At 66.4% G+C, this 26,415-nt stretch carries 26 protein-coding genes and 1 other RNA gene; 11 read left to right on the forward strand and 16 right to left on the reverse strand.

From position 1 onward, the window contains the following. Positions 1 to 35 precede the first annotated feature (35 nt). The gene (locus JL811_RS02635; RefSeq protein WP_202686751.1) at positions 36 to 1,157 is read left to right on the forward strand and encodes a 2OG-Fe(II) oxygenase; all 1,122 of its coding nucleotides are present in this window, start codon (positions 36 to 38) and stop codon (positions 1,155 to 1,157) included. 66 nt (positions 1,158 to 1,223) lie between these two features. Here JL811_RS02635 and JL811_RS02640 read toward each other — a convergent pair whose 3' ends face one another. Then, positions 1,224 to 1,451 (reverse strand): DUF1150 family protein, encoded by a 228-nt coding sequence (locus tag JL811_RS02640; protein WP_202686752.1) that lies wholly within the window; start codon positions 1,449 to 1,451, stop codon positions 1,224 to 1,226. A 73-nt stretch (positions 1,452 to 1,524) separates the two neighbouring features. Continuing rightward, positions 1,525 to 1,938, reverse strand: a complete 414-nt coding sequence (locus JL811_RS02645; protein ID WP_202686753.1) for an Hsp20 family protein — start codon at positions 1,936 to 1,938, stop codon at positions 1,525 to 1,527. A gap of 199 nt (positions 1,939 to 2,137) precedes the next feature. Here JL811_RS02645 and JL811_RS02650 point away from each other — a divergent pair, with 199 nt between their 5' ends. Further along, positions 2,138 to 2,356 (forward strand): YdcH family protein, encoded by a 219-nt coding sequence (locus tag JL811_RS02650; protein WP_202686754.1) that lies wholly within the window; start codon positions 2,138 to 2,140, stop codon positions 2,354 to 2,356. Between the two features lie 143 nt (positions 2,357 to 2,499). On the opposite strand, the gene rnpB is transcribed toward JL811_RS02650, so the two are convergent. From rnpB to lgt, 9 genes are all read right to left on the reverse strand, one after another. Beyond that, positions 2,500 to 2,926, reverse strand: an RNA gene (rnpB, locus tag JL811_RS02655) — RNase P RNA component class A. Positions 2,927 to 2,955: 29 nt separating this feature from the next. Beyond that, entirely contained in the window at positions 2,956 to 3,582 is a 627-nt protein-coding gene (locus tag JL811_RS02660; protein ID WP_202687184.1) for an N-acetylmuramoyl-L-alanine amidase, read from the reverse strand. A gap of 55 nt (positions 3,583 to 3,637) precedes the next feature. Next, entirely contained in the window at positions 3,638 to 4,378 is a 741-nt protein-coding gene (locus JL811_RS02665; RefSeq protein WP_202686755.1) for a hypothetical protein, read from the reverse strand. Positions 4,379 to 4,417: 39 nt separating this feature from the next. Next, entirely contained in the window at positions 4,418 to 5,905 is a 1,488-nt protein-coding gene (gene gatA, locus JL811_RS02670; protein WP_202687185.1) for an Asp-tRNA(Asn)/Glu-tRNA(Gln) amidotransferase subunit GatA, read from the reverse strand. Further along, positions 5,905 to 6,192 carry an Asp-tRNA(Asn)/Glu-tRNA(Gln) amidotransferase subunit GatC gene (gene gatC, locus JL811_RS02675; protein ID WP_202686756.1) on the reverse strand — a complete coding sequence of 96 codons (288 nt, stop codon included), beginning with the start codon at positions 6,190 to 6,192 and terminating at the stop codon, positions 5,905 to 5,907. Before gatC ends, gatA begins: the two co-directional genes overlap by 1 nt. 446 nt (positions 6,193 to 6,638) lie before the next feature. Beyond that, entirely contained in the window at positions 6,639 to 6,815 is a 177-nt protein-coding gene (locus JL811_RS02680; protein ID WP_202686757.1) for a hypothetical protein, read from the reverse strand. Positions 6,816 to 7,097: 282 nt separating this feature from the next. Next, entirely contained in the window at positions 7,098 to 7,853 is a 756-nt protein-coding gene (gene pgeF, locus JL811_RS02685; protein ID WP_202686758.1) for a peptidoglycan editing factor PgeF, read from the reverse strand. A 1-nt stretch (position 7,854) separates the two neighbouring features. Continuing rightward, positions 7,855 to 8,916, reverse strand: a complete 1,062-nt coding sequence (locus tag JL811_RS02690; RefSeq protein WP_202686759.1) for a class I SAM-dependent methyltransferase — start codon at positions 8,914 to 8,916, stop codon at positions 7,855 to 7,857. Further along, complete coding sequence (lgt, locus tag JL811_RS02695) at positions 8,913 to 9,806, reverse strand: prolipoprotein diacylglyceryl transferase (protein WP_202686760.1); 894 nt, start codon at positions 9,804 to 9,806, stop codon at positions 8,913 to 8,915. The genes JL811_RS02690 and lgt overlap by 4 nt, the downstream gene beginning before the upstream one ends. A gap of 278 nt (positions 9,807 to 10,084) precedes the next feature. Here lgt and JL811_RS02700 point away from each other — a divergent pair, with 278 nt between their 5' ends. The 4 genes from JL811_RS02700 (at position 10,085) to parA (ending at position 12,288) form a co-directional block, all read left to right on the forward strand. Continuing rightward, a complete protein-coding gene (locus JL811_RS02700; RefSeq protein WP_202686761.1) occupies positions 10,085 to 10,348 on the forward strand; it encodes an accessory factor UbiK family protein in 264 nt (87 codons plus the stop codon). A 200-nt stretch (positions 10,349 to 10,548) separates the two neighbouring features. Next, complete coding sequence (locus tag JL811_RS02705; protein WP_237684742.1) at positions 10,549 to 11,193, forward strand: sugar transferase; 645 nt, start codon at positions 10,549 to 10,551, stop codon at positions 11,191 to 11,193. 96 nt (positions 11,194 to 11,289) lie between these two features. Then, positions 11,290 to 11,598 carry a hypothetical protein gene (locus JL811_RS02710; protein WP_202686763.1) on the forward strand — a complete coding sequence of 103 codons (309 nt, stop codon included), beginning with the start codon at positions 11,290 to 11,292 and terminating at the stop codon, positions 11,596 to 11,598. A gap of 57 nt (positions 11,599 to 11,655) precedes the next feature. Beyond that, positions 11,656 to 12,288 carry a ParA family partition ATPase gene (gene parA / locus JL811_RS02715; protein WP_202686764.1) on the forward strand — a complete coding sequence of 211 codons (633 nt, stop codon included), beginning with the start codon at positions 11,656 to 11,658 and terminating at the stop codon, positions 12,286 to 12,288. Between the two features lie 144 nt (positions 12,289 to 12,432). On the opposite strand, the gene JL811_RS02720 is transcribed toward parA, so the two are convergent. Beyond that, positions 12,433 to 13,071: a GcrA family cell cycle regulator gene (locus JL811_RS02720; RefSeq protein WP_202686765.1), complete on the reverse strand. Its 639-nt coding sequence runs from the start codon at positions 13,069 to 13,071 to the stop codon at positions 12,433 to 12,435. Between the two features lie 413 nt (positions 13,072 to 13,484). Here JL811_RS02720 and JL811_RS02725 point away from each other — a divergent pair, with 413 nt between their 5' ends. Then, a complete protein-coding gene (locus JL811_RS02725; protein ID WP_202686766.1) occupies positions 13,485 to 14,657 on the forward strand; it encodes an aspartate aminotransferase family protein in 1,173 nt (390 codons plus the stop codon). A 97-nt stretch (positions 14,658 to 14,754) separates the two neighbouring features. After that, entirely contained in the window at positions 14,755 to 15,681 is a 927-nt protein-coding gene (argF, locus tag JL811_RS02730; RefSeq protein ID WP_202686767.1) for an ornithine carbamoyltransferase, read from the forward strand. A 48-nt stretch (positions 15,682 to 15,729) separates the two neighbouring features. On the opposite strand, the gene JL811_RS02735 is transcribed toward argF, so the two are convergent. The 3 genes from JL811_RS02735 to JL811_RS02745 all read right to left on the reverse strand — a co-directional run bounded on the left by JL811_RS02735 (position 15,730) and on the right by JL811_RS02745 (position 20,334). Continuing rightward, a complete protein-coding gene (locus tag JL811_RS02735) occupies positions 15,730 to 16,908 on the reverse strand; it encodes an MFS transporter (RefSeq protein WP_202686768.1) in 1,179 nt (392 codons plus the stop codon). Positions 16,909 to 17,069: 161 nt separating this feature from the next. Beyond that, positions 17,070 to 19,580 carry an ATP-dependent helicase HrpB gene (gene hrpB / locus JL811_RS02740; RefSeq protein ID WP_337924700.1) on the reverse strand — a complete coding sequence of 837 codons (2,511 nt, stop codon included), beginning with the start codon at positions 19,578 to 19,580 and terminating at the stop codon, positions 17,070 to 17,072. 7 nt (positions 19,581 to 19,587) lie between these two features. Beyond that, positions 19,588 to 20,334: a DUF3108 domain-containing protein gene (locus JL811_RS02745; RefSeq protein WP_237684743.1), complete on the reverse strand. Its 747-nt coding sequence runs from the start codon at positions 20,332 to 20,334 to the stop codon at positions 19,588 to 19,590. 159 nt (positions 20,335 to 20,493) lie between these two features. Here JL811_RS02745 and meaB point away from each other — a divergent pair, with 159 nt between their 5' ends. Further along, complete coding sequence (gene meaB, locus JL811_RS02750; RefSeq protein WP_202686769.1) at positions 20,494 to 21,486, forward strand: methylmalonyl Co-A mutase-associated GTPase MeaB; 993 nt, start codon at positions 20,494 to 20,496, stop codon at positions 21,484 to 21,486. A 153-nt stretch (positions 21,487 to 21,639) separates the two neighbouring features. Next, positions 21,640 to 23,928: a glycosyl hydrolase family 28-related protein gene (locus JL811_RS02755; protein ID WP_202686770.1), complete on the forward strand. Its 2,289-nt coding sequence runs from the start codon at positions 21,640 to 21,642 to the stop codon at positions 23,926 to 23,928. Between the two features lie 80 nt (positions 23,929 to 24,008). Here the strand turns inward: JL811_RS02755 and JL811_RS02760 are convergent, their stop codons facing one another. Next, on the reverse strand, positions 24,009 to 24,545 hold the full coding sequence (locus JL811_RS02760; RefSeq protein ID WP_202686771.1) for a HugZ family pyridoxamine 5'-phosphate oxidase: 537 nt from the start codon (positions 24,543 to 24,545) through the stop codon (positions 24,009 to 24,011). 75 nt (positions 24,546 to 24,620) lie between these two features. On the opposite strand from JL811_RS02760, the gene JL811_RS02765 reads away from it, so the two are divergent. Further along, positions 24,621 to 26,297, forward strand: a complete 1,677-nt coding sequence (locus JL811_RS02765; protein ID WP_202686772.1) for a SulP family inorganic anion transporter — start codon at positions 24,621 to 24,623, stop codon at positions 26,295 to 26,297. Positions 26,298 to 26,415: the final 118 nt, after the last annotated feature.

Consider the following 26,415-nt stretch of genomic DNA (forward strand, 5'->3'; position numbering starts at 1 on the left):
CAATTGCCGCCTCTTCAACTTCAACCGCAGGTTCGATGCCCAGATTCAGAACGCTCGCCGCAGGCGACCCCGCCCCATCCGTCACGCAACGCTCTCCCGCCAATCCGCGCTATGTGCTGGACAGCGCCGCCGGGCGTTGGCTGGTGCTGTGTTTCTTCCATTCCAACACCCATCCGCAAACAGCGGCCGCACTTGCGGCGGTTCGCGCGCGCACGGATTTCTTCAACGATCAGACCGGCTGTTTCTTCGGCATTTCCACCGACCCGGCGGATGAGGCCGAGGCGCGGATCGGCAACCGGCTGCCCGGCTTCCGTATCCTGTGGGATAGCGATCTGACTGTCAGCCGTGCCTATGGTGCGGCCTGCATCGACAGCGATCCGGCACCGTGCCGCGCGCTTTGGGTGGTGGTCGACCCGACGATGCGGGTTTATGAGGTCATACCCTTCGCGCAGGACGGCAGCGATATCGCGCGGCTGGGGGCCTGTCTGGACGCATTGCCGCCGCCCGATCGTTTCGCCGGAATCCCGCTGCAGGCCCCGATCCTGTATCTGCCGCGCGTGTTTGAGCCGGATTTCTGCCAGCGCCTGATTGATCTTTATGACGCGCAGGGCGGCGAGGTTTCGGGCTTCATGCGGCAGATCGACGGCAGGACGGTCGGCGTCAACGATCCCCGTCACAAAAGTCGCCGCGACGTGAATATCGAGGACAAGGCGCTGATTGCGGACCTGCAAAGCCGCATCCTGCGCCGCGTCGTCCCTGAAATCGCCAAGGTCCACCAATTCCATGTGACACGGATGGAGCGCTATCTCGTGGCTTGCTATGACGCGGTCGAGGGCGGGCATTTCGGCGCACATCGCGACAACACCACCTCGGGCACCGCGCATCGGCGCTTTGCGGTCTCGGTCAATCTGAACGCGGATTTCGACGGCGGCGAGGTCAGCTTTCCCGAATACGGGCCGCAGGGGTTCAAGGCTCCGCCGGGCGGTGCTGTGGTCTTTTCCTGCTCGCTGCTGCATGCGGTCAGTCGTGTGACGCGCGGGCGGCGCTATGTCTTTCTGCCATTTCTTTATGATGATGCGGCCGCCGCGATCCGTGACCGCAACCGCGCGCTGGTCGACCATTCAACGCTGGCAGCGGCAGGCGGCGCGACAGAGTAAGGCACTGGGACTAGGAAGACAGGACGATTGCCCCCGCATGGCACAAGGCCGGGCGGGGGCCACCCTTCAATGCACGTTGACCGCAGCCAGATCGTTCTGTTCCGCAATGGCAAAGGCGATGCTGCGGTCGGCGGCCAGGGCCAGCCTTTCGCCATCGGCACCGTGCAGCGCATAGATCACCTCGCGCCCTTCGGCCTGTTCGCGGATGTCCTCGGGCAGATCGGCCACGGCTACGGGGCGGATATAGACGGTCCGGGCATCGGCCCCGGGCAGCGACGGATAGGGGGTGTTCATCTCAGGCTCCTTTTCGGCAGCGATATCCCGGTCCTTCAAGGCCACCGGGAGGGAATGGACAGTCGGGCCGGGATCAGCGGCGCTCAATCCGGATAGTCTGCACCACCGGATCGGGCTGGGCGCGGATCAGATCGACATGCAGCAGCCCCAGTTCCAGCGCGGCGCCCGCAACCTCAACCCCTTCGGCCAGAACGAAGGACCGTTGGAAGGCCCGTGCAGCAATGCCGCGATGCAGGTAAAGCCGCCCCTCGGGATCTTCGGCCTGCCGCCCGCGCACGACAAGCTGGCGGTTCTCGACCGTGATCGACAGATCCTCGTCGCGGAACCCTGCCACGGCAAGGGTGATGCGATAGGCGTTCTCGGCCACGGCCTCGATATTGAAAGGCGGATAGGTTTCGGAGGCAGTCTTGGCCGTCCGTTCCACCAGCCGTTCAAGCTGTTCGAAGCCCAGAAGATGGGGATGCGCGCCGAAGCTGAGTTTGGTCATCGGATCTGTCCTTGCAGGAAGCGACATTCGGTCCGGTGATCCCGCATTCGGCAATCTCCGGTTCTCAGAATATGGGGCGCGGTGCGCGTCATCGCAAGAGGCTGAAAGCCCGCAGGCCCCTGCAGAAATATGGCGCAATACCCGCGCCAGCGGCTATAATTGCCCAAATGCAGCCTAACGACTCGGAACCGGAACCGCCATGAATGCCCCCAGCGAACTGCGCTATGACGAGATGCTCCGCATCAAGCTTGAGGTGCTGCGCCGCGAACATCGCGATCTCGATGAGGCGATCCAGGCCGTCGAGGCCAGCCTGCGGCCAGACCAGTTGATGCTGCGCCGGCTGAAAAAGCAGAAACTCGGTCTCAAGGACCAGATCGTGAAGATCGAGGATGAACTGATCCCCGACATCATCGCCTGACGGCCCGCGACCTTGGCGATTGCTGCGCGCCTGTGATCCGTGGCTGGGGGACTCCCGACCTTGTTTCACCTTGGCGCAACTACCTTCGGGGGTGAGGCGCGGGCAGCGCCGAGTGGGCAGAAGGCCCCTTTCTGCCTGTTGAAACGCGCGGAAGGCCTGTAAGCCGGATTCTGTCCGGGGGTTGCCCCCCTGGATGATCATTCCTCTGCCGCATCCGTTGCCGGTGCGGTCAAGCTGCCAACCCGGGCCTCTGGGCTGAAGCGTCCCTGCGGCGGTATCGGTTGTCCGACCTGCCCGCGTGAGGCCCCTATTCGGCATTGCTCCGGGTGGGGCTTGCCATGCGGTTCCGGTTGCCCGGCCCCCGGTGGGCTCTTACCCCACCGTTTCACCATCACCGCCGCGTCCCGTTGCCGGATTGCGACGGCTGTCTCTTCTCTGTGGCGCTTTCCCTCGGGTTACCCCGGCCGGGCGTTACCCGGCACCCTTGCTTCATGGAGTCCGGACTTTCCTCGTGCGCATCCGGTATCCTTTGCAGGACCAGAATGCGCCCGCGACCATCCGGCCTTCCGCGCAAGGCAGTCGTTACGCCGGGGCTGGCGTCAGGTCAACCGCGAAGCGTGCACGGGATAACGCCGGGCAAGATCGGCGGCCTCGCCGCAGTCGCGGGGTGACAGCGGGCCGCGCCGCCAGGGGGCAAAGCGCAGGCGAAAGGCGGCCAGCAGGATTTCGGGTGCCGCAGGCGGATAGCCGAAGCTGACCAGATCCCGCGCGAAACCGGAAGCGTCGGGCACGGCCTCCTGCGGTGCGGGCCAGACCGACAGACCCTGAAACGCCAGCCGTTTCCAGTCAAAGCGCGCGCCGGGGTCGGATTTGCGGGCAGGCGCCATGTCGGAATGACCGATGACGCCCTGTGGCGGGATCTGCCAGCGGTCCAGAATTCCGGCCAGCAGCCGCTCCAGCGCCGCCATCTGGGCGGCGGGAAAGGGTTCAGCCCCGTTATTGGCGAGCTCAATCCCGATCGAGCGGGAATTGACATCGCCCCGCCCGGCCCATTCCCCGGCCCCCGCATGCCATGCGCGCAGCGCTTCGGGCACCAGAGGCTCGGCATGGCCGTCGTAATCCAGCAGCCAATGGGCCGAAACCTCGGTCAGGGGGTCGCAGAGCCGCGCGCGGGCAAGGGGGGCGCTTTGCATTGCGGTGAAATGGATCACCACCAGTTCCGGCATCAACCCGTCGCGGCGCGGCCCGTGATTGGGCGAAACCACCCGACCGGCCCCGGGCCTAGTTCAGGGCGTTGCGGAAGGGGCGCGGATCCCAGCCGCAGGCGAAACCGTCGCCATCGGGATCGACGCCCAGCCGGTCACGTTCCGGCCCGCCTTGCGACAGAAATTCCTCTTGCGCCAGATCGGGTGAGGCGAAACGCGCGCAGGCGGTCTGGCTGTTGCGCTGGAACAGGCTGGAGCGATTATAGACCTGCGTCCCCGGATTGTGCCGGGTCGACAGCGCGAATTGCACAATATTGGGCCGGCCGCTATTGGTGCGTTCGGGCAGGGCGGTCGGGGCGATGACCTGATATTGCGCGCGCTGGCGAGCCAGACGCTCGGCATCACTTTCGATGGTTTCACGGGCGGCAACGGCATCGAAATTCTGTTCGTCGGAAATCCGGGCCGAGCCGGGATTCATCTCACCCGATTGCGGCTGAATGGTCAGGGGGGCATCGCCCCTTGGGCGCGTGGCCTGCTGGGCCGTCCCCGAACCGGACAGATCGCCGATCATCCTGCCCTGAGCCGGGCCGCCGGACGATGCGGAAGCCCCGCTGCCCGTGCCATCCAGCGCAGCTCCGATCCTTTCGGTCGAGAAGACAGGCGCGGCGCCGGTCGCAACCGGGGCCTGACGCTGGGCCTCCTGCTGGCGCAGGTAATCGGAATAATCGCCGAAGCCTACGCCTGCGCCACTATCGGGCACGGCCGGCGCGCAGGCGGCAAGCAGGGCTAGGGCCAGCAGGGCTTTGGGGGCGGACATCGGGCAAACTCCGGCAAACCTTACGTTGAGCGGGGCGGATTACCACCATTTTGCGGGCTTGGCCACAAATCCCGCCGCCTGTTCGAGCACATGGGCGTGATTCAGCAGATCGCCCTCTTCCCAGGGCCGCCCGATCAGTTGCAGACCCAGCGGCAGGCCCTGACGATCCAGCCCCATCGGCACGGATATGCCCGGCAGACCGGCAAGGTTGACCGTCACGGTGAACACGTCGTTGAGATACATCTGGATCGGGTCGGCGCTGGCCATTTCGCCCAGACCGAAGGCTGCCGAAGGCGTGGCCGGCGTCAGGATGGCATCAATCCCTGCCGCAAAGACCTGATCGAAATCGCGTTTGATCAGGGCGCGGACGCGGCGGGCGCGGTTGTAATAGGCATCATAGAACCCCGCCGACAGCACATAGGTGCCGATCATCACGCGGCGCTGCACCTCGGGTCCGAACCCTTCGGCGCGGGTCTTCTCATACATCTCGGTGATGCCGTCGCCCTGCGCCAGTTTCGCGCGATGGCCATAGCGGACCCCGTCATAGCGCGCGAGGTTCGAGGACGCCTCGGCAGGTGCGATGACGTAATAGGCGGGCAGGGCATATTTCGTGTGAGGCAAGGAAATATCAACGATTTCCGCGCCCGCATCCTTCATCATGGCGATGCCGTCGGTCCACAGCTTTTCAATCTCGGCAGGCATCCCCTCCATGCGGTATTCACGCGGGATGCCGATCTTTTTGCCCCGGATATCCCCGGTCAGTGCGGCCTCGAAATCCGGCACGGGCAGGTCGGCGGATGTGCTGTCCTTGGGGTCATGGCCCGCCATGGCCCCCAGAAAGATCGCCGCATCGCGCACCGATTTCGTCATCGGCCCGGCCTGATCAAGGCTGGAGGCAAAGGCCACGATGCCCCAGCGCGACACCCGGCCATAGGTCGGCTTGATGCCCACTATGCCGGTAAAAGCCGCAGGCTGGCGGATCGACCCGCCGGTATCGGTGCCGGTCGCCGCAAGGCAAAGATCGGCAGCCACAGCGGCGGCAGACCCGCCCGAAGACCCGCCCGGCGTCAGGGCGGTTTCGTCATTGCCGCGCCGCCACGGGTTGATCGCGTTTCCGTAACAGGATGTTTCATTGGACGAGCCCATGGCGAACTCGTCCATGTTCAGCTTGCCCAGCATGACCGCGCCTGCGTCAAACAGTTTCGCCGTCACGGTGGATTCGTATTCGGGGCGGAACCCGTTCAGGATTTTCGAGGCCGCCTGCGAGGGCACGCCTTTGGTGCAGAACAGATCCTTGATGCCAAGGGGAATGCCGCAAAGGTCGGGCGCATCGCCGCCCTTGATCCGCGCATCTGCCGCGCGCGCCTGTTCCAGCGCAATCTCAGGCGTCTTGTGAACATAGGCGTTCAGCCCGTCGCCCGCGTCCATCGCCGTCAGGCAGGCCATCGTCAGATCCGTCGCGGACAATTCGCCCTTGCGCAGCGCGTCGCGGGCCGCCGCGATGGTCAGTTCGTTTGCGTTGGTCATCATTCCACCACTTTCGGCACGGCAAAGAAGCCCTCGCGCGTGTCGGGCGCGTTCTTCAGGATCCGGCTCTGGATATTGCCGTCGGTCACCTGATCGGCCCGCCGCCTGAGCCGCATCGGCGTAACCGAGGTCATCGGCTCCACCCCCTCGACATCGACCTCGTTCAACTGCTCCATGAAGCCCAGAATACCGGAAAGTTCGGTGGCAAGGGCGGGAAGCTGGTCTTCCTCGACCCGGATTCGGGCAAGTTTGGCAACCTTGCGGGCGGTGTCGATGTCGATTGACATGGGCGCGGACCTTTTTCTCGGGACGCTTTCGTTTAACGGGGCGGCGGGTCCGGTGCAAGCCGGGCGGGGAAGGGCGCGCGACGCCTACAGCTCCGGACAGGATGGCGAGTACAGGTGGCCCAAACAAGAAGGGCGGTCCCTGAAGACATACCAGAGGAGTATGTCAGGACCGCCTCTTGAAACCACACCGACCGCTCGAAAACCAGTGCTACAGCACCGGCATTCGATCTGCTTACCTCCGGCCGGTAGTCACTTAGGCCGTGCGATAAATATGGCGGGCAGGCGGCAGTTTGTCAAACATTGCGGCGGATTCGCATTGGCTGAGGCGTCAATTGCGGTCAGGCCCCCCTATTGTGGACTAGGCCGCAACGAAAGCGGCGGGTTGATGCCGAAAACCGGGGCTCTACGGTCACAGCCGGTGCGGGAAACGCCGAATCAACCGACCCTCAGCCAATCTTGCGGCCCACACCCGGATGCCGTGCCCGGATCACTGCCGGACGCGCGGTGTCGTTCTGCGCGGCGCTGGACCGTCCCGGGCGCTGTTGCCGCGCGAAGGGCTGGGTGGTCGGGGTCTGGGCTGCGGTGGCAATCACGGATTTCATCCAGCGGCGTTGGGGTTTCATCGTCTTATCCTCGGATCCTTGGGCTGCCCTGACGGGCGGGACGGTTCTGATACCCGCGACATTCGCCTTGCAATGCGGCGCCTTGGCGGCGAGTTTCCGGATTTTCCGCGATAATGCCGAAGATCGGGTTAGCGGAAGGCGGTGGCATCCGCTACACCGTCGATTTCGGTGCCGCGCCCTTGTTTTCAAGGCGAATCCGGAAACCATCCTGTGGTTATGGCTGGTATTGTTTCCGGTCTTCCCGGGACAACCGGGCCCTGACGGCCCGATTTCCGCCCTGTTTCACAGCCGGATCGCGGAAATCAGGCGGCCATAATCCGCTTCACCCAGATGCGTGCTGCGGCGGAAGGAAAAGAAACGTTCCGCATCGCGATAGGTGCAGTGGCGCGTCCATTCGGCATGACCGATCCCGGCGTCCCGCAGCCGCGCCAGCCCGAAGGCCGGCAGGTCGAACAGGGGGCGGTCGCCCTTGCCACTGGCAAAGAAGCGGGCATTGCGGGGGTCATCGTCGATGAAGATTTCAACGAATTCCGGCCCGACCTCATAGGCGGCCTGACTGATCGTCGGGCCGATCACGGCCGCGACGCGGTCGCGTCTTGCGCCAATCGCCTCCATCGCGTCCAGCGTCGCCTCCAACACCCCGGCCTGCGTGCCGCGCCACCCCGCATGGGCTGCCCCGATCACTCCGGCCTGCCGGTCGGCAAACAGCACCGGCTGACAATCGGCCGTCAGCACCGCCAGCGCCAGCCCGGGCGTGGCGGTCACCAGCGCATCCGCCTCGGGGCGGGGCGCATCCAGCGGGCCGGTCAGTGTCACGACAAGCGGCGAATGCACCTGATGCAGGGTCTGCAGATCGCTGGGCGCAACCCCCATCGCCTCGGCGACCCGGGCGCGGTTGATCGCCACCGCCTCGGCCAGATCACTGCTGCCGGTGCCGCAGTTCAGCCCCTGAAACACGCCCGAGGAGGCACCGCCCTTGCGGGTGAAGAACCCGTGACGAAGCGGGAACAAGGCGTCAGAGGTGATGATGTCCAGCATGTCAGTCAAATCCCGGCGGCGGTTTGCATTCGGACGGATGAATCGCCAGCGCCTTGAACAGCGTTCCCATTTCCGCGTCATGGGTCAAGCGATGCGTTGCGGCGTGATGCGCGGCAAGCGGCCCATCGGTCAGGTTTTCGGCAAGCCGCGCCGCCCGTGGCCCGATCCCGAGCCGCGCCAGAAGCAGCCCCTGCGGCATCGGGCCTGCGCTTGCGGCGGGGCGCGCGGCCTCGGCAAGGGCGCGGAAATCGACATGGGCGGTCAGGTCGGCCCGGCCGGGTTCGGCCAGCGGATCGGTCGGGGCATGGCCGGACAGGGCCTGAAACGTATCCCCCAGTGACGGCCCCGCACCGTAATCGACGATCAGCGCCACGCCGCCCCGATCCGCGATGCGCGCCCCCAGACCGGCCGCGATGGCCGCCCCCGCCGGGCAGATCTCGACCACATCGCCCTCAACCGTGTCGGCCAGCCGCGCGGTCAGCGTGGCCAGCGGGGCGGGCGGGGTCAGTCCGCGGCGCAGCGCACCGTCATGCAGGCCGATCACGGTTTCCGACCAGCCATTTCCCCGGCGGGTGAACTGCCGGATCGGCAATGCATCAAAAAATTCATTCGCGATCAGGAAAAGCGGCCCATCGGGTAGATCCTCAACACGGTCGAACCAACGCGGATCATGGCCCGCCAGTCGTCCGGCCTGTGCTGTTCGCAGAACGGGGGAACCTTCAACCAGACAGAGCCGCATCGCGGCGTGAAAGCCCGGCACGGCGCGGGTGGCGCGCAACAGATCGGCCATCAGCGTGCCACGCCCGGGGCCAAGCTCGGCCAGACAGAACGGCGCGGGGGCGCCCTGATCCAGCCAGCTTTGTGCAAGGCAAAGGCCCAGCAATTCACCGAACATCTGGCTGATTTCCGGGGCGGTGGTGAAATCCCCGGCCAATCCCAGCGGGTCGCGGCCGGTGTAATAGCCGTGTTCGGGATGCATCAGGCATTCGGCCATGTAATCGGCCAGCGTCATGGGGCCGTTCTGCGCGATCCGGCGGATCAGAAGATCGGCCAGCGGGGTCATGCGCCTGCCATGCCCGGACCGCGCCGCGCGCGCAGGATCAGCCAGAGCCCCGCCAGAATCATCGGCAGTGACAGGATCTGCCCCATGGTCAGCCCATAGCCGCCGATATGCCATGCCAGACCCAGCGGATTGCCGGCTGTCACGAATTGCAGATCGGGCTGGCGGACAAATTCAACGAAAAACCGCGCGGCCCCGTATCCGGCGAAGAAAACGCCCGCCACCAGACCGGGCCGGAACAGTGCCCGCCCGCGCCAGACCAGCCAGATCAGCACGAGCCCGAGCAAAAGCCCCTCCAGCCCCGCCTCATAAAGCTGTGACGGGTGGCGCGCGCAGATCCCCTCGACCCCCGGACAATTCTGACCTGCACCGGGAAAGGCCACACCCCAAGGCATGTCCGTCGGGCGGCCCCAAAGCTCGGCATTGATGAAATTCGCGATCCGCCCCAGCAGCAGACCCGGCGGAGTGGCCAGCGCCAGCAGATCCGCGCCGGACCAGACCGGGATGCCCTCACGCCGGAAGAAGATCCATGCCGCCGTGACCACGCCCAGAAATCCGCCATGGAAGGACATGCCCCCCTCCCAGATCTTCAGGATGTCACCGGGATGGGTCAGATAGTGACCGGGTTGATAGAACAGCACGAATCCCAGCCGCCCGCCAAGGATGACGCCCGCGATGATCCATGTCAGCAGCCGTTCCACCTGTTCGCCCGTCATCGCCGCCGGACCGGGCCAGAGACCGGGTGAGGAAACCGCGCGCAGGATCAGCCGCCAGCCCAGCAGAAGCCCCGCGATATAGGCCAGCGCATACCAGCGCAGCGCGAAGGTCATGCCACCAAGGGTGATCGAGAAGAGTTCGGGCGAGATTTCGGGAAAGGGGATATGGGACTGCATCGCGCGCCTCCTGCAAGGGGATGCCTGCGGCGGGAAGGTCCCGCGTGATCCCGCGCGGCGCCGTTTTCCCGTCTGACGCGGGCGAAGTCAACCGAAGCCGCCGGGCGCGACCGGGGCTGCCACGTCCAACCCCTCCGGTCCTTTTTCTGTCCCCATTTATCCCGGGGGGTGAATTTGGCGCAGCCAAAGAGGGGGGCAGCGCCCCCCTGTGCCCTTGCCCGCGCCCTGCCGGGTCGCCATATAGACTGCAACAGTCAAGCCCGAACCCCGGAGGCCCCATGCAGAGCCGTAACAAGTTTCTCGATGATATGTCGCAGCTTATGACCAATGCGATGGGCGTTGCGCAGGGTGCGCGCAGCGAGGCGGAAACCGCGATGCGCGGTCTTGTCGACCGCTGGCTGGCCGACCGCGATCTGGTCACGCGGGAAGAATTCGACGCCCTGCGCGCCATGGCGCAGAAGGCGCGGGAGGAGAACGAATCACTTTCCGCCCGGATCGCCGCGCTGGAGGCCCGGATCGCCGCCGGGTCGGATAAGGTCTGAATCCCTGACCTGTCTTAATGGACAGGTCACCTGTCCCGATGGTCAGGCCCTTGCCGAACTGCCCTTGGATGACGTTACGTCACTGTTTTGTCGGGGTAAGTCCGGGGGGCAATTGCAGGTTGATTGACCGAAGGGAAGGTCGCAGAACTCCGACCGTGGAAGGCCGTCTGGGGTGCCTTCCCGATCCGGGGTCTGCTGCCATGTCCGATCTTTCCGCTTTTCTGACGCCGTTGCGGCGTGTTTCGGGCGTGCCGCGTTACAAGCGCGGCTTCGATACCGTTCTTGTCCTGCTCGGGTTGCTGGCGATCTGGCCGATGTTTCTGGCCATCGCGCTGGCGGTGCGGCTGTCCAGCCCCGGCCCCGTCTTTTTCGTGCAGTCCCGGATCGGGCTCAACGGACGGCGCTTCGACATGGTGAAATTCCGCTCGATGTATTGCGACGCGGAATCCCGCCGCGCCGGGCTTGAGGCGCAAAGCGAACGCGCGGGGATCTGCTTCAAGCTACGCGACGATCCACGCGTGACCCCTTTGGGCCGGTTCCTGCGGCGGTCGTCGCTGGATGAATTGCCGCAGCTTTTCAATGTTCTGACAGGCGATATGTCGCTGGTCGGCCCGCGTCCGGCCTTGCCGCAGGAAGTGGCCGCCTATCCGGATGAGGCACTGGGGCGTCTGGCGGCGCTGCCGGGCATCACCGGGCCATGGCAGGTGGCCGGGCGGGCCGATCTGGATTTCGCGCAGATGGTGGCGCTGGATCTCGATTATGTCCGCGCGCCCTCGCTCTGGCGCGATCTGACCATTCTGTCGCGCACGGTCACGGTCGTCGCAACCGGACGTGGTGCCTATTGATCCTGCCACGCGCTATGCCGGGGGTCCGACCCGGACCGGAGGCCGCACCCGGTTCTGCTTAACCGTCCGTTAACCTTGCCCGCGCCATGCTGCGGCATGGTTCCGCGCGCGCCCTTCCTGTGTCTGATGCTGCTGCTGGCCGCCTGCGGCGCGCAGCCCGCCCCCCATATGTTCGGCGCCGAACGCATCGAGACGCGTCGCGACGGGCGGGACTATGTGCTGTTCCGCAAGGGCAATCAGGTTGAGATCATCCGCCTTGGCTGGGCCGGGCGGGGGGAGCATCAGGCGATCCGCGCCACCATGGCCGGGCTTGTGCCAGAACTGACCGGCTGCACCCTTGTGCCCGCGACCCTGCAGGGCGACAGCGGTGAGATGCGGGGACGGATTTCCTGCCCGCGCGGGTGAACCTGTATTTTCCGTCAATCTGCGCTATGCTGCATCGCAGAAATGAAGGGGAATCATATGGCGCGAGTCATTACCATCGCTCAGCAGAAGGGCGGCGCGGGCAAGACGACGCTGGCCGTCAACCTTGCCATCCTCTGGGCGCGGCAGGGGCTGCGTGTCTCCTTGCTCGACACGGATCCGCAGGGCAGTCTGGGCCGCTGGTTCCTGACCCGGCGCGACCGGCTTGGTGAGGCCGGGGTGGAGTTCGGCACCGCCAGCGCCTGGGGTGTCGGCTATGAGATCGAGAAGTTCCGCAAGATCAGCGACATGATCCTGATCGACACGCCGCCCAAGGTGGACAGTGATCTGCGCCCCGCGCTGCGTGAGGCCGATCTGGTACTGATCCCGGTCGGAGCCTCGCAGCTTGACCTCTGGGCGACGGACGGGGTGCTGGATATGGCGGTGCGGTTGTCGAAACCCACGCTCTTGGTGCTGAACCGCGTCACTGCCGGATCCCGGCTTGCCGCCGAGATTGCCGAAGGTGCGGGCCAGATCGCGGCCCATGTCGCGACGGCCCGGCTGGGCCAGCGCGTCGCCTTTGCCGAAACGCTGGGGCAGGGGCTCAGCACCGCCGAGGGGCCGCGCAATGCCGCCCGGCAGGAGGTCGAGGCACTGGCGGCCGAAGTGCAGGCCTTGCTGGCGGAGGCCTGACCGGTTCCGCCAGCGTCGTCTGCCGGTCCGGCCGGGCACAATCGCCTGCACCTGGGGCGCCATAGATCAGCGCGAGGGGCGCGCCGTCCGGAAATGAAAAGGGGGGCACTGCCCCCCTTTTCATTTTCTGTTCCGGACTTTTGATCAGCGCCGCCGGTCGCGCCTTGCGCTCATCGGCTGGAAGGCCACGCCGACATGCGCCTCGCAATAGGGTTTTCCGGCGGTCGAAGGCAGGCCGCAGAACCAGAAATCCTCGGTTGCGGGGTCGCCGATCGGCCATTTGCAGGTCCGTTCGGTCAGTTCCATCAGCGTCAGCCGCTTGGCGCGCTTTTCCACCTCGCGCACCGAGGCCAGCGCCTCGGGGCTGATCTCATTGGCCGAGGGCTGCGGCGGCAGCGGCTGCCCCGCCGGCACGATGGCCTTGCGCAGCGGCAGCGTCGTCACATTGCCCGCAACCTGCGCCGCGACCGAGGGGGCCGGCCGTTCCACACGGCCCGGATCGGGCATACGCGGTGCGGCAGGTTCTGCCGCGACCGTTGCTGCGGGCGCGGGTTCGGCGCGCGGTGGCGCGCTGGGAGGGGCGGCAGCGGCGGGGGATGCCACAGGCGTTTCCGCCTCGCTTTCCTCCTTGCCGCCGACCCGGTTCGACAGGCCCAGCCGATGCACCTTGCCGATCACGGCATTGCGCGTCACCCCGCCAAGTTCTTTGGCGATCTGGCTGGCGCTCTGACCTTCGGTCCACATCTTCTTAAGCGTTTCGACCCGCTCATCGGTCCAGGACATCCACTGTCTCCGCATATCGGCAGGCAAGGCCTGCGGTCACACCCATTTTCGTTGTCGTCGGGTCCATCTTGGTCGGACCGATTTTACTCGGCTCCGATTTCAGTCGGGGCCATTTTGATCGGGCCCATTTTAATCGGGACGGGCACAGATACAAGCCGATGCGCCCGAGTTCAAGCGATCCGGCGCTTTACTTCTGCGATTGCCATGCTAATGACGTCGCATGATCTGTCGCACCGCCCTTTTTGCCCAGCCCCGACGCCGACGCAACCGCGCCTGACGACCGATCCCGCATGCCGCCTTTCCGGCCCGGCCTGCCCTCTTTCCCTGACCGACCCCACCGCTGAACTTTCAGCTTGACGTTGACTAAGCCCGTGCCCTTTGGCACCCATGGGCTTTCCATCCGGGACCCTGCCATGATCTCTTCCGTTTTGCCGACCTATAACCGCGCCCCTATCGCCTTCGCCTCGGGCGCGGGTTCCTGGCTGACCACGACCGGGGGGGAACGCTATCTTGACCTCGGGGCGGGGATCGCCGTGAACGCCCTTGGCCATGCCCATCCAAGGCTTGTCTCGGTCCTGTCCGATCAGGCCGCGCGGCTCTGGCATGTCTCGAACCTTTACCAGATCCCCGAACAGCAGCGCCTTGCCGATCTTCTGGTCGCCGAAACCTTTGCCGATACGGTTTTCTTCACCAATTCCGGCACCGAGGCGGCGGAACTTGCCATCAAGATGGTGCGCAAATACTGGCATGAAAAGGGGCAGCCCGACCGAAATCTGATCCTGACCTTCGAAGGCGCCTTCCATGGCCGGTCCACCGGGGCCATCGCCGCCGCCGGATCGGAAAAGATGGTCAAGGGTTTCGGCCCGCTGATGCCGGGGTTCCAAAGCCTGCCCTGGGGCGATCATGACGCGCTGCGCGCGGCACTGACCGATCAGGTCGCCGCCGTGCTGATCGAACCTGTGCAGGGCGAGGGTGGCATCCGCACCGTTCCCGACCAATGCCTCAAGGGTCTGCGCGACCTGTGCGACACGACCGGCGCGCTGCTGGTCTTTGACGAGGTGCAATGCGGCATGGGCCGCACGGGGCGGCTGTTCGCGCATGAATGGGCGGGGATCACGCCTGATATCATGATGGTCGCCAAGGGCATCGGCGGCGGCTTTCCGCTGGGCGCGGTGCTGGCCACGGAAAACGCTGCCTCGGGCATGGTCGCAGGCAGCCACGGCTCCACCTATGGCGGCAACCCGCTGGGCTGCGCGGTGGGGGCGGCGGTAATGGAAACCGTGGCAGATCCCGCCTTTCTGGCCGAGGTCAACCGCAAGGCGGGGCTGTTCCGTCAGGGTCTGGAAAGCCTTGTCGCCCGCCATCCCGACGTGTTCGAGGCTGTGCGCGGTCAGGGCCTGATGCTGGGTCTGAAATGCCGCGCGGCCAATACCGATGTGGTGAATGCCGCCTATGCCCAGCATCTGCTGACGGTTCCCGCCGCCGACAATGTTCTGCGCCTTCTGCCTGCGCTGAATATCCCGGATGAGGATATCGCCGAGGCGCTGACCCGTCTCGATGCGGCCGCCGCCGGACTGACCCCCTGATGCCCTCTTCATCTGTTTGCAAATATCCTCGGGGGGTCCGGGGGGCAGACAGCCCCCCGGCGCGTCCCGCTGGTCCTGACGTTCGAAAGACATGCGCATGAACCATTTTCTCGACATCCACACCACCACCGCACCCGATCTGCGGGCCATCATCGACAATGCCCGCGCGATGAAGGATGCCCGCAAGGGCCGTCCCCGGGGCATGGCCGATGACGACCAGCCGCTTTCGGGCCATATGGTCGCGCTGATCTTTGAAAAGCCCTCGACCCGGACCCGCGTCTCTTTCGATGTCGGCGTGCGGCAGATGGGCGGGCAGACCATGGTGCTGTCGGGCAAGGAAATGCAGCTTGGCCATGGTGAGACGATTGCCGATACCGCGCGCGTCCTGTCGCGCTATGTCGATCTCATCATGATCCGCACATTCGAGGAGGCGACGCTGCTGGAAATGGCCGAACATGCCACGGTGCCAGTCATCAACGGGCTGACCAACCGCACCCATCCCTGTCAGATCATGGCCGATATCATGACCTATGAGGAACATCGCGGCCCCATCGCGGGCAAGAAGGTGGTCTGGTGCGGCGATGGCAACAATGTCTTTGCCAGTTTCGCCCATGCGGCGGGGCAATTCGGCTTTGACCTGTCCTTCACCGGTCCGGAAACGTTGGACCCCGAACGGACATGGCTGGATTTCGCCGCCTCCAAGGGCCATCCCGTCACGATTGAGCGTAATCCCGACCGCGCGGTGGAAGGCGCGGATCTGGTGGTCACCGATACCTGGGTCTCGATGCATGACCCGGAATCGGCCAAGGAGCGGCGCCACAACCAGTTGCGCGCCTATCAGGTCAATGAGGCGCTGATGGCGCGGGCGAAACCCGATGCGCTGTTCATGCATTGCCTGCCCGCGCATCGCAATGACGAGGCGACAAGTGCTGTGATGGACGGCCCGCATTCGGTGATCTTCGATGAGGCCGAAAACCGGCTGCACGCGCAAAAGGCCGTCATGCGCTGGTGTCTGGGGCGTTAAACCTGCCGGGCGTTTCGCCGGGACTGGCGGAAGGGGTAAGGGGCGGGGTCAGTGCCGCCCCGGTCCTGCGCCATCGGCCCCCGCTGCCCGCCCCGCCTGCGCGGCAACCACCAGCAGCAGCAGCGCCATCGCGGCGAAAGTCCAGCGGAACCCCACCGCCTCGGCCACCCAGCCGATCATCGAGGGCGCGATCAGGATGCCGGAATAGCCCATCATCGTGACCAGCGCGATGGCGGCCCCCGCCTGCGCCCCGCCATGGTTTCCGGCGGCCGAAATGACCACGGGCACGGTATTGGCGATGCCCAGCCCCGCCAGCGCGAAGGCCAGAACCGCCCATGCGCTGCCCGGCGCAAGGCTTGCCGCAAGGATACCCGCCGCCGCGACCAAAGCCGAGACGCGCAGCACCCGCGCCGCGCCAAAACGGTTGCGGATCCCGTCACCCGCAAAGCGCATCACCGCCATTGCGCCCGAGAAGGCGCCGAAGGCCAGACCCGAGGCCGCGATTCCGGCGCCAAGCTCCTGTTTCAGGTAAAGCGCCGCCCAGTCCAGCACCGCGCCCTCGGGCACCATCGAAAACAGCGCCATCAGGCCGAGGATATAGATGGCCAGCCCTTTCGGCCAATGGCCGGGCCGGGCCGCCGGATGATCGCCTGCTGCCTGATCCGTCGCGGGTAGATCAGCGCGCAGCAGGCGCGGCAAGGCCAGCAGGACCGCCAGCAGCGCCAGCGTGCAGGCCAATGCGGCATGACCGACCGCCCCCATCGCCGCGATCAGGACCCCGCCGCCCATGCCGCCGGCAAATCCGCCAAGGCTCCAGAACCCGTGTGACGAGGACATGATTGCACGGCCCATCCGGCGCTCGACTTCGACCGCATTGGCGTTCATCGCAACATCCATGCAGCCGATTGCAGCCCCCATGACAGCCATGGCCAGTGCCAGCAGCGGCATGGACGGGGCCAGCACGACCAGCAGCAGCGCGATCATCGCCAGCGGTGCGAAGATCCGCAGCACGCCCACCGTGCCAAACCGCGCGATCAACCAGCCGGACCCCGCCATCGCGCCCACGGCCCCAAGGCCCAGCACAAGGATCAGCAGACCCAGAACGCTTTCGGTAATGCCGAAACGCGGCAGGATCAGCGGGATCTGCGGCGCCCAGCTGCCCATCACGAATCCATTGGCCAGAAACATCGCCGCGACCGCGCCGCGCCCCTGTCTGATCGCGTCCATGACCCCGCCTTCCGCTGTTGCGCCGGTCTGCATAGCGCAGCGCCGAGGGCGGGGGAAGGGCAGGCCCGCCGCATCGCAGGGGCGATCCGAAACGCTTTGAAACCTGCGCGTGACCGGGCTCGGCGAAAGCGCAGGGCCGGGTCCGGGCCTCGCCCCGCCGGTCAGGTGCCGCGCGGCTTGGCGCGCAGGGTGGGGTCGGCGGCGCGCGGATCCTCGGGCCAGGGGTGGCGGGGATAGCGCCCGCGCATATCGCGGCGCACATCGCCGTAAGAACTGGTCCAGAAACCCGGCAGATCCAGCGTGACCTGCACCGGCTTGCCCCCCGGTGACAGCAGCGTCAGCCGCAGCGGCAGGGATTTCGGCCCGACCGTCGGATGGGTCGTGGTGCCGAAAAGTTCCTGCAGGCGCAACTCAACCCCCGGATAATCGCCGGAATAGTCGATGGGAATGCGCCGCCCCAGCGGGGTTTCGAAATGCGAGGGCGTCAGCCGGTCCAGCATTTGCAGCGCTTCCCATCCCAGAAGCGCGCGCAGCGGTTCGGTCAGGTCCAGCGCGCGCAGATCGGCAAGGGTGCGGACCTTTGCCAGATAGGGCAGCAGCCATGCCCCGTCTGATCCCAGCAGCGCATCATCCGACAGGTCGGGCAGATCGGCCCCGTCGCGGCGGCAAAGGGCGACCCGGGCGCGCAGCCTTGCGGCGGCGGGCGTCCACGTCAGTCCGGTCAGGCGCAGCCCCTCGAAAGCGGCCTGTGCGATGGCCTCGGGCGGGGGATCGGGCCAGATCCGGTCATCCAGCACCAGCGCGCCAAACCGTTCCTGCCGCCGCATCAGGATGCGGCTTTCGCGCCGGTCCCATTCGCAGCGGTCCTGCCAGCGGATCTGCGCGGCATAAAGCGCGCGCAATTCCGCCTCGGTGATGGGGGCGGCCTGCCGGATGCGCGCCTCGCTGCGGTCGCCGTCCAGATCGGTCGCGACGATCAGGCGCTGGCCGGCAAGGGGCGTGCCCTCCTCCATCACGGCGCCTTTGCCGCCCGACAGCAGGAAACGCGGCGCATCGCCCTTGCGGCGCAGGCCGATGCGGTCAGGATAGGCCAGCGCCGCCAGCTGCCCGATGGACAGATCCTGCGGATCAATGGCGCGGACCTGCCGGGCAAGGCGTTTCGCCTCGGTCCGGATGCGGTCGGCCACGCCGCGATCCACGGTGAAGGGGTGATCGGCCTCAAACCCTTTGGCATTGCCCACCGCCTTCAGCCGCAGCGCCAGATCGGGCGGTGCGCCCCGGATCGGGTCACGCTCGGACAGGATCGCGGCCAGCGTGGTGGCGCGCTCTCCGCCACCTGCGGTCAGCAGCATATGGCCAAGGCGTGGATGCAGGGGCAGGGCGGCCAGCGCGCGGCCATGATCGGTAATCCTTCCCGCTTCCAGCGCGCCAAGGGCGGATAGCAGCGCCTGTGCCTCGGCCATGGCGCCGGGATTGGGCGCGGTCAGAAAGTTCAGGCCGTCAGCCCCGCCCCAAAGTGCGAGTTCCAGCGCAAGCGGCGTCAGATCGGCGGATTCGATCTCGGCGGGCGGGAAGGGGGCCAGCGCGCCCTCCTCCCCCCTGGTCCAAAGGCGGTAGCAGACCCCCTCGGCCACGCGGCCCGCCCGGCCCCGGCGCTGTTCGGCCTCGGCGCGGGTCACCCGTTCGGTCACCAGCCGCGACATGCCGGTATTGGGATCGAACCGCGCCCGCCGCGCCCGGCCCGCATCGACCACGACGCGGATATCGGGAATGGTCAGCGAGGTTTCGGCAATCGCGGTTGCCAGCACGATCTTGCGGCCTGCGGCGACCGGGGCAAGGGCTGCGCGCTGTGCGCTGAAATCCATCGCACCATAAAGCGGGCGCAGGGTGCAGCCGGGTGGCAGGCGGCCAGACAACGCCGCCTCACAGCGCCGGATCTCGGCCTCACCGGGCAGGAAGGCCAGAACGCCGCCCTCGGGCACCTCGTCCAGCGCCTGCAGGATCAGCGCTGCCATCTCGGCCTCAAGCCTTGCGCGCGCAGGCAGAGGGCGCAGCAGCCAGCGGGTTTCGACCGCAAAGGCCCGCCCTTCCGAGGTGATCAGCGGCGCGCGGCCCATCGGATCGGCCATCAGATCGGCGACGGGTGCCGCCTCCAGCGTGGCGGACATGGCCAGCAGGATCAGATCCTCGCGCAGTGCGCCGCGCACTTCCAGCGCCAGCGCAAGGCCCAGATCGGCATGAAGGGAGCGTTCGTGAAATTCGTCGAAGATCACCGCGCCGATGCCCTCAAGCCCCGGATCGGACTGGATCATCCGCGTCAGGATCCCCTCGGTCACCACCTCGATCCGGGTGCGGGATGAGGTTTTCGCCTCCCCCCGCATCCGGTAGCCCACGGTTTCACCGACCGGTTCCCCCAACGTCTGCGCCATGCGTTCGGCCGCCCCCCGCGCGGCAAGGCGGCGCGGTTCCAGCATCAGGATGCGGCCCTGCGTCAGCCCGGCCTCCATCAGGGCCAGCGGCACGCGGGTTGTCTTGCCCGCGCCCGGCGGGGCCTGCAGCACGGCCATGCGGCGCGCGGCAAGGGCGGCCAGCAGATCGGGGATTGCCGCGTCGATGGGCAAGGGCGCGGCAGGCGCGGGGGCGCGCGGAGATATCGGGTCAGGGGTGCTCACGCATCCATTATCGGCGTTTCATCAGCGCTTTGCCATAGAGCGTATCGGTCGAAACCTCGACCACGCGCATCCGCCCGTCGCCCGCAGGCGCATAGGTCAGGGTGAAGGGAAAGCGCGTCTTTTCGGCCATATCCTCGGGTGAAAATCCGGCCACGCGGCTGTAGACGCCGCTGCAGGTCACGGTGTCGCCCTGCCGTTGCGGCGCCGACAGCGTGATGCGGGTCGCACGGCGCCCGTCGAACATGTTCTGGTCAAAGGCGCATTCCCCACCGGCATCGACATCGCGCAGCGTGGCGTAAAGCGCCGTGACCGGGTCCACCGCGCCGCGCATCGTGGCGGGGTCCACATCATAGGGGCGCGGATCACGGGCGGGTTCATTCACCACATTGGCAGGACGGCCCCCGCGAAACTCCATCGAACTGCGGCTTTGGCGGCGGCCGGTATCGGCGTTTTCGCTGTAGCGCGCGGGGGCGTAGCGGCCCTGAGTGATGCTGCCCCCGGCCTCGGCGGTATATTGAAACCGGCGCAGCATCGCGGCGATGCCGGTGCTTTCCAGCCTGCCCGAAACGGAATAGCGGCTCCCCTCCTGAGCGGCGGCAATGGACAGCCGCCCCGCCGTGATGCCACGCAGGATGATGTCGAAACTGGCGCGGTCCTCGATGCGCGCGGACTGGGCAGCCATCGGGGTGGCAACCGCGAGGCCAAGCGTTGCGGCAAGCGCAATCGCGGGAAAACGTCGGCGGATCATCGACATCGGTTTTTCCTTTCCGGCCCGGTCCATTCACGGCAAGCGCATGTCCCTTGGCGCAAGATGGGGCCAAACCGGGCGCGGCGAAAGCCCCCGCCTGCCACCGGGCGTTGACATTTGCGTGGTCTCCCCCTTGGTTGGGCAAAACCGTGCCGGAGCCATGCCATGCAGATTTCCGACCTTGCAGACAGGATTGCGGCAGGCGACCGCCGGGCGCTGGCGCGGGGGATCACGCTGGTGGAATCCAACCGCGCCGATCACCGCAAGGCGGCGCTGGACCTGACCGAGCGGCTGCGCACCACGGGGCGTGAGGCGCTGCGCATCGGGCTTTCGGGCACGCCGGGCGTGGGCAAATCCACCTTCATCGAAAGTTTTGGCCTGATGCTGGCCGAAACCGGGTTGCGCATTGCGGTGCTGGCGGTCGATCCCTCATCCGCCCGCACCGGCGGGTCGATCCTTGGCGACAAGACGCGGATGGAACGGCTGTCGCGCCATCCATCCGCCTATATCCGCCCCTCGCCCAGCCAGTCGCATCTGGGCGGCATCGCACGCCGCACGCGCGAGGCGGTGGCGCTGTGCGAGGCGGCAGGTTTTGACATCGTGCTGATCGAGACGGTCGGCGTCGGGCAGTCGGAAACCGTGGTGGCGGAAATGTGCGATCTTTTCGTGCTGCTGCTGGCCCCGGCGGGGGGCGATGAATTGCAGGGCGTCAAGCGCGGCATCATGGAAATGGCCGATCTGATCCTTGTGAACAAGGCCGATGGCGATCTGAAACCCGTGGCGACACGCACCTGCGCCGATTATGCCGGGGCCCTGCGGCTGTTGCGGCGGCGCCCGCAGGATCCGGACGGCTTTCCCAAGGCGATGACGGTTTCGGCGGTCGAGGCTGCGGGGCTGGATACCGCATGGGCCGAGATGCGCGCGCTGATCGGCTGGCGGCGGGAGACGGACCATTGGACCGCGCGCCGCGCCGCGCAGTCGCGCCACTGGTTCGAGGAAGAGGTGCGCCGGGGCCTGCTGGCCGCCCTGACCGAGGATCCGGCGATCCGCGCCGCGATGGCCGATGCGGCCAGACGGGTGGCCGAAGGGCTGGACGGTCCCGATGCCGCCGCTGCGGCGATGCTGCAAGACCTGCGTCACAGGCCCGCGCCCGGCTGACCGGCCATTTTGTCCGTTGCCCGGCAAGGGCAGGCAGCGAACGCTGCCCTTGCGCCCGCTTAACCACGCCTTGCTAGTCCTGTGCCCGTCCCGGCGGGCGGCCAAGCTGCGCCTGTCCGGTCTCGGATGCACGCAAGCAAGGGGTCAGACGCGATGAACAAGGTGATTACCGACGGGCTTCTTCTGATGCCGCCGCCCTTTTCGGCGGGGTTGGGCAACTGGTCGCGTGAGGACGGCACGCCCGGATCGGCGAGTTGGGCCGGACAGCCCAATGCCGCATTCGTTCCGGCGGATCAGGATTTCGGCGGTTGCATGGAGATCCAGAAAAACCAGTCGGTAACGCCGGTGCGGTCCTATCTGCAGACCCCGATCCAGCCCGGCCTGTATCTGCGGGTGCGCGCAAGGGTCAAGGCGGTCTCGGGCAATCTGCCGACGGTGCGCATTGCGGCATGGGCGGGGCGGGGCGACGGTAGCGCGGTTGCGGGGCTGACCCTGTCAGGGCCGACCGTCCCGCTGACCGCCTATGGCGCGGTGGTCACGGTTTCCGCCATCATCGCGCCCGCCGCGCGGCAGGGCGTCGACATGGTCTGGGGGACCGAGCCGGTCTATGGCCATTTCGGGCTGAACCTGACCGGGCCGAATGGCGGGGTTGTCCGTATTGATGATATCGAGATCGAGGATGTGACCGATATCTTCCTGCGCAAGATGCTCGACTGGGTCGATGTGCGGGATTACGGCGCCCTTGGCAATGGCACCACCGATGACAGCGCGGCCTTTGCCGCCGCCGATGCCGATGCGAACGGGCGGTCGGTTCTGGTCTCGGCGGGCACCTATTTTCTGAACAATCATGTCGCTTTCGCGTCCCATGTCCGGTTTGAGGGCACGGTGGTCATGCCGCCGCAATTCCGCTTGTCCTGTTCCAAGAATTTCGATCTGCCGACCTATGAAGCCGCCTTCGGGTCCGAAGAGGCCGGATTCCGGCGCGGGCTGCAGACGCTGTTCCATTTCTCGGATCATGTTGTGTTCGATCTGCGCGGACGGCGTGTCACGATCCGGTCGCCGGTCGATGTGGCCGCACTGGCGGGGATCGACGCGCTGGTGCAGCGCCGGATTCTGGCCAACGGGATGCTGGAGGCCGCGAATACCGCCGACTGGGATGACGAGACCGCCAGTTCGGTTGCCACCTATACCCCGTCAAACCCCCTGCGCCTGACCAATGTGCTGAACCTTGCGGCGGTGCCGGTGGGCGCGCGCGTGATCGGCACCGGCGTCGGGCGAGAGGTCTATGTCACCTCGAAAGACATGGGCGCAGGCACGATCACGCTTTCCCGTCCGCTTTGGGGCGCGGCGGGCACGCGCAGCTATGATTTCGTGCGCTACAAATACATGCTGGATTTCAGCGGCTTTGCCAGTCTCAGCCGGTTCGAGATCTTCGATCTGGAATTCAACTGCAACGGCCGCGCCAGCGCGCTGATGCTGCCGCCCTCGGGCAAGACCTTCCGGCTGGCGGAATCGATCGTCAACAAGCCCAAGGATCGCGGCATCACCTCGATCGGCGATGGCTGTCAGGGTCTGTTCGTGGATCAGTGCCAGTTCCTGTCCAACGAACAGCCCGTTCCGGTGCAGGACCGCACCACCATCGCGATGAATGTGAATTCGAACGATGCCAAGATCCGCGACAACCGCGTGGTCCGCTTTGCGCATTTCGCCATTCTGGGCGGGTCGGGCAATATCATCCTCGGCAATCATTTCTTTCAGGGCGACGACCAGACGGCGGGGGTGCGCCGGGCGGGACTGATCTTCACGACACCCAATGTCAAATCGCTGATCACCGGCAACTATATCGACAACTGCTTTATCGAATGGGGCAATGAACATGATGCCGAGCCGGATTTCTCGAATGAGTTCTCCTTCGGCGGGCTGACGCTGACCGGCAATATCTTCACCACCAACGATGTCTCACCCGCCTTCCGCTGGTTCGTGGTGACGCCTTACGGGCCGGGGCATTTCCTGAACGGGCTGATGGTGAATGACAATGTGTTCCGCACGGTGAATGCGACCATCGACCGGGTCGAGGCGGTGGACACCACCCATGCGACACTGGATTTCACGCGGTTCCGCAATGTCATCATCGAGGCGAACACGTTCAACGGGGTGACGCGGGGCATGCAAAGCCCGGTGATGCTGCGCCATGACCAGAACACTGCCGCCGATACATGGGTGGTCGATGCCAGCCAGAACCTGCCCTTCGGCAGCCATGCCCGCAATGTGCAGTCGGTGGTGGCCGAAGGGGCGGTCACCACGGCGGGGGGCGTGACGAATTTTGCGATGCCCTATGTCGAAACCTCACGCGGGGCGGGCAGCAACCTGATTCATCTGCGCTGGCCGCAGGCGCTGCGGGGCCGGGCGCATGTGACGATCCGCTGCGACAATCCGAACTGATACAACCGGGCAGAACCGGGCCGGGCAGAACTGGCCGAGCAGGATCTGGGCGCGCGGGGCAAGTCCCTGCGCGCCCGGCGTCATTGCCCGGTCAGATCATCGCTGCCGATGCGGAATGCACGGGCAAATCCGGCATTGAGCAGTGCCGAAACCGGGCGCAGCCGGACGAAGGCAAAATCTGGAAAGTCGATGTAAAGCGTCGATTTGGGATGGTCCGCCAGCCAATGAGCGCGCAGTGCGTCGCGCGCGGGATCGTCCTTGTGGACAAAGGTGGCCTCGGCCCGGATCATCAGGCGCGGATGGGTCAGGGGATCGCCCTTGGCGCCCGGTTCCCCCACCAGCAGGGCGCAGGCCGGATGCGCATGCAGGGCAGCACTATGCGGGGCCAGCGCGGAAATCAGCGTGACCGGCCCGCCATCGGGTGCAAGCCCAAGCGCGACGCGGCTGATCCCCGGCGTGCCGGTTTCGGGATCGGTCCAGGCCAGCGCGGCAAAACGGGCCTCGCGCAGAATGCGGCGCGTCAGGTCCAGCGCCTCGCCATCGGCGGGACGCAGCGGATCGGGGCGCGGCCCCGGTTCTGGAGTGCGGGCTTGGGCTTTGAAGGGATCGGGCGGCATGGGGCACTCCTGCACGGGTTGACAGGCGGGCTGGCGTGGCGCTTGCTGGCTTTCATCCTTCGCTAAAGGCGGATCATGTCTGAAACAAGCCCCCCGACCGGTCCGGCGGTGCCGACGGCGCCTGAGTTTCTGCCCAAACTGCTGACCGTGCTGCGCGAAGGATACGGGATGCGCGATCTGCGCGCCGATGCCTTTGCCGGGCTGACCGTCGCCATTGTGGCGCTGCCCTTGTCCATGGCCATCGCGATTGCCAGCGGGGTGGGGCCGGAGCGCGGCCTTTACACCACGATTGTCGGCGGGTTCCTTGTGTCGCTGCTGGGCGGCTCGCGGTTCCAGATCGGCGGCCCGGCGGGGGCCTTCATCGTGCTGGTGGCGGCCTGCGTGATGGCGACGGGCCTTGAAGGGCTGCTTCTGGCCACGTTCCTGTCAGGCTTCATGCTGATCGGGATCGGGGCGCTGCGGCTGGGCACCTATATCAAGTTCATTCCCTATCCGGTGACGGTCGGCTTTACCGCAGGCATCGCCGTCATCATCTTTGCCAGCCAGATCAAGGATCTGTTCGGCCTGTCGCTGCCCGGCGGCGAACCGGCCGAAATTGTGCCGAAGCTTGGCGCGCTCTGGGCCGCGCGGGACAGCGTCTCGCTGGCGGCACTCGCAGTGGCGACGGGCACGGTGCTGACGATCCTCGGGCTGAAGCGCTGGCGTCCGCATTGGCCGGGGCTGCTGATCGCCGTGATTGCGGCATCGGGGCTGAGTGCGGCCCTGTCCCTGCCGGTGGACACCATAGCCGCGCGCTTTGGCGACTTGCCGCGTGTGCTGCCCGCGCCCGCCCTGCCGGGGCTGTCGGTCGATGCGGTCTGGTCGGCACTGCCCTGGGCGGTCAGCTTCACCCTGCTGGGGGCGATTGAATCGCTGCTTTCGGCGGTGGTCGCCGATGGCATGACCGGGCGGCAGCACCGGTCGAACGCCGAACTGGTGGCGCAGGGCGTGGCCAATATCGGATCTGCGGTCTTTGGCGGGTTCTGCGTGACCGGCACCATCGCGCGCACCGCCACCAATGTGCGGGCCGGATCACGCGGCCCGGTCTCAGGCATTCTGCATGCGCTGTTCGTGCTGGCCTTCATGCTGGTCGCGGCCCCGCTGGCGGGGTTCATTCCGCTGGCCGCACTGGCCGGGGTTCTGGCGATCGTGGCCTGGAACATGGCCGAGAAGGAAGAGCTTTGGGCGCTGATCCGCGCCACCCGCGCCGATGCGATGGTCGTGCTGGTCACCTTCGGTCTGGTCGTTTTCCGCGACCTGACGGAAGGCATCATCATCGGCGTGGCACTGGGCGGCGCGGTCTTCATCCGCCGCATGTCCGAGGCGGCCAGCGTGGATGAGGACGCGCCCCGCCGCCGCCATCCCCCTGCCGATTCCGGGGATGCCGCGCATGCCGGGATGGTGGTGTGCCATCTGCGCGGTCCCTATTTCTTTGGCGCCGCCGCGCGACTGGGGTCGGTCCTGGACCGGATCGCCGACCGTCCACAGGCCTTTGTCGTCGATTTCGCCGATGTGCCCTTCATCGACAGCTCTGGCGCGCGCAGCTTTGAGGTTCTGGCCCGCAAGACCGCGCGCAAGGGGGGGCTTTTGTATTTCGTGCGTGTGAATGACGAGGTGCGCGCCATGCTGGAAAAGCACGGGCTGGCCGAGGGGCATTTGCGCTATCGTGGCAATATCGAGGCGGTCGAGGCGGAACTGGGCCTCGCACCCTAAGGTCGAATCGCTTCCCTTCCTTCGGAACGTCCGGCGTCATGACCCACCGGCGGTGTATCGGATGATTGCGCTATCATCGCCGGGCTGTTCCGCTCTGTGCAGGCAAGCAGTCTGCGAT

Source organism: Szabonella alba (assembly GCF_016765775.1).
GTDB lineage: Bacteria > Pseudomonadota > Alphaproteobacteria > Rhodobacterales > Rhodobacteraceae > Szabonella > Szabonella alba.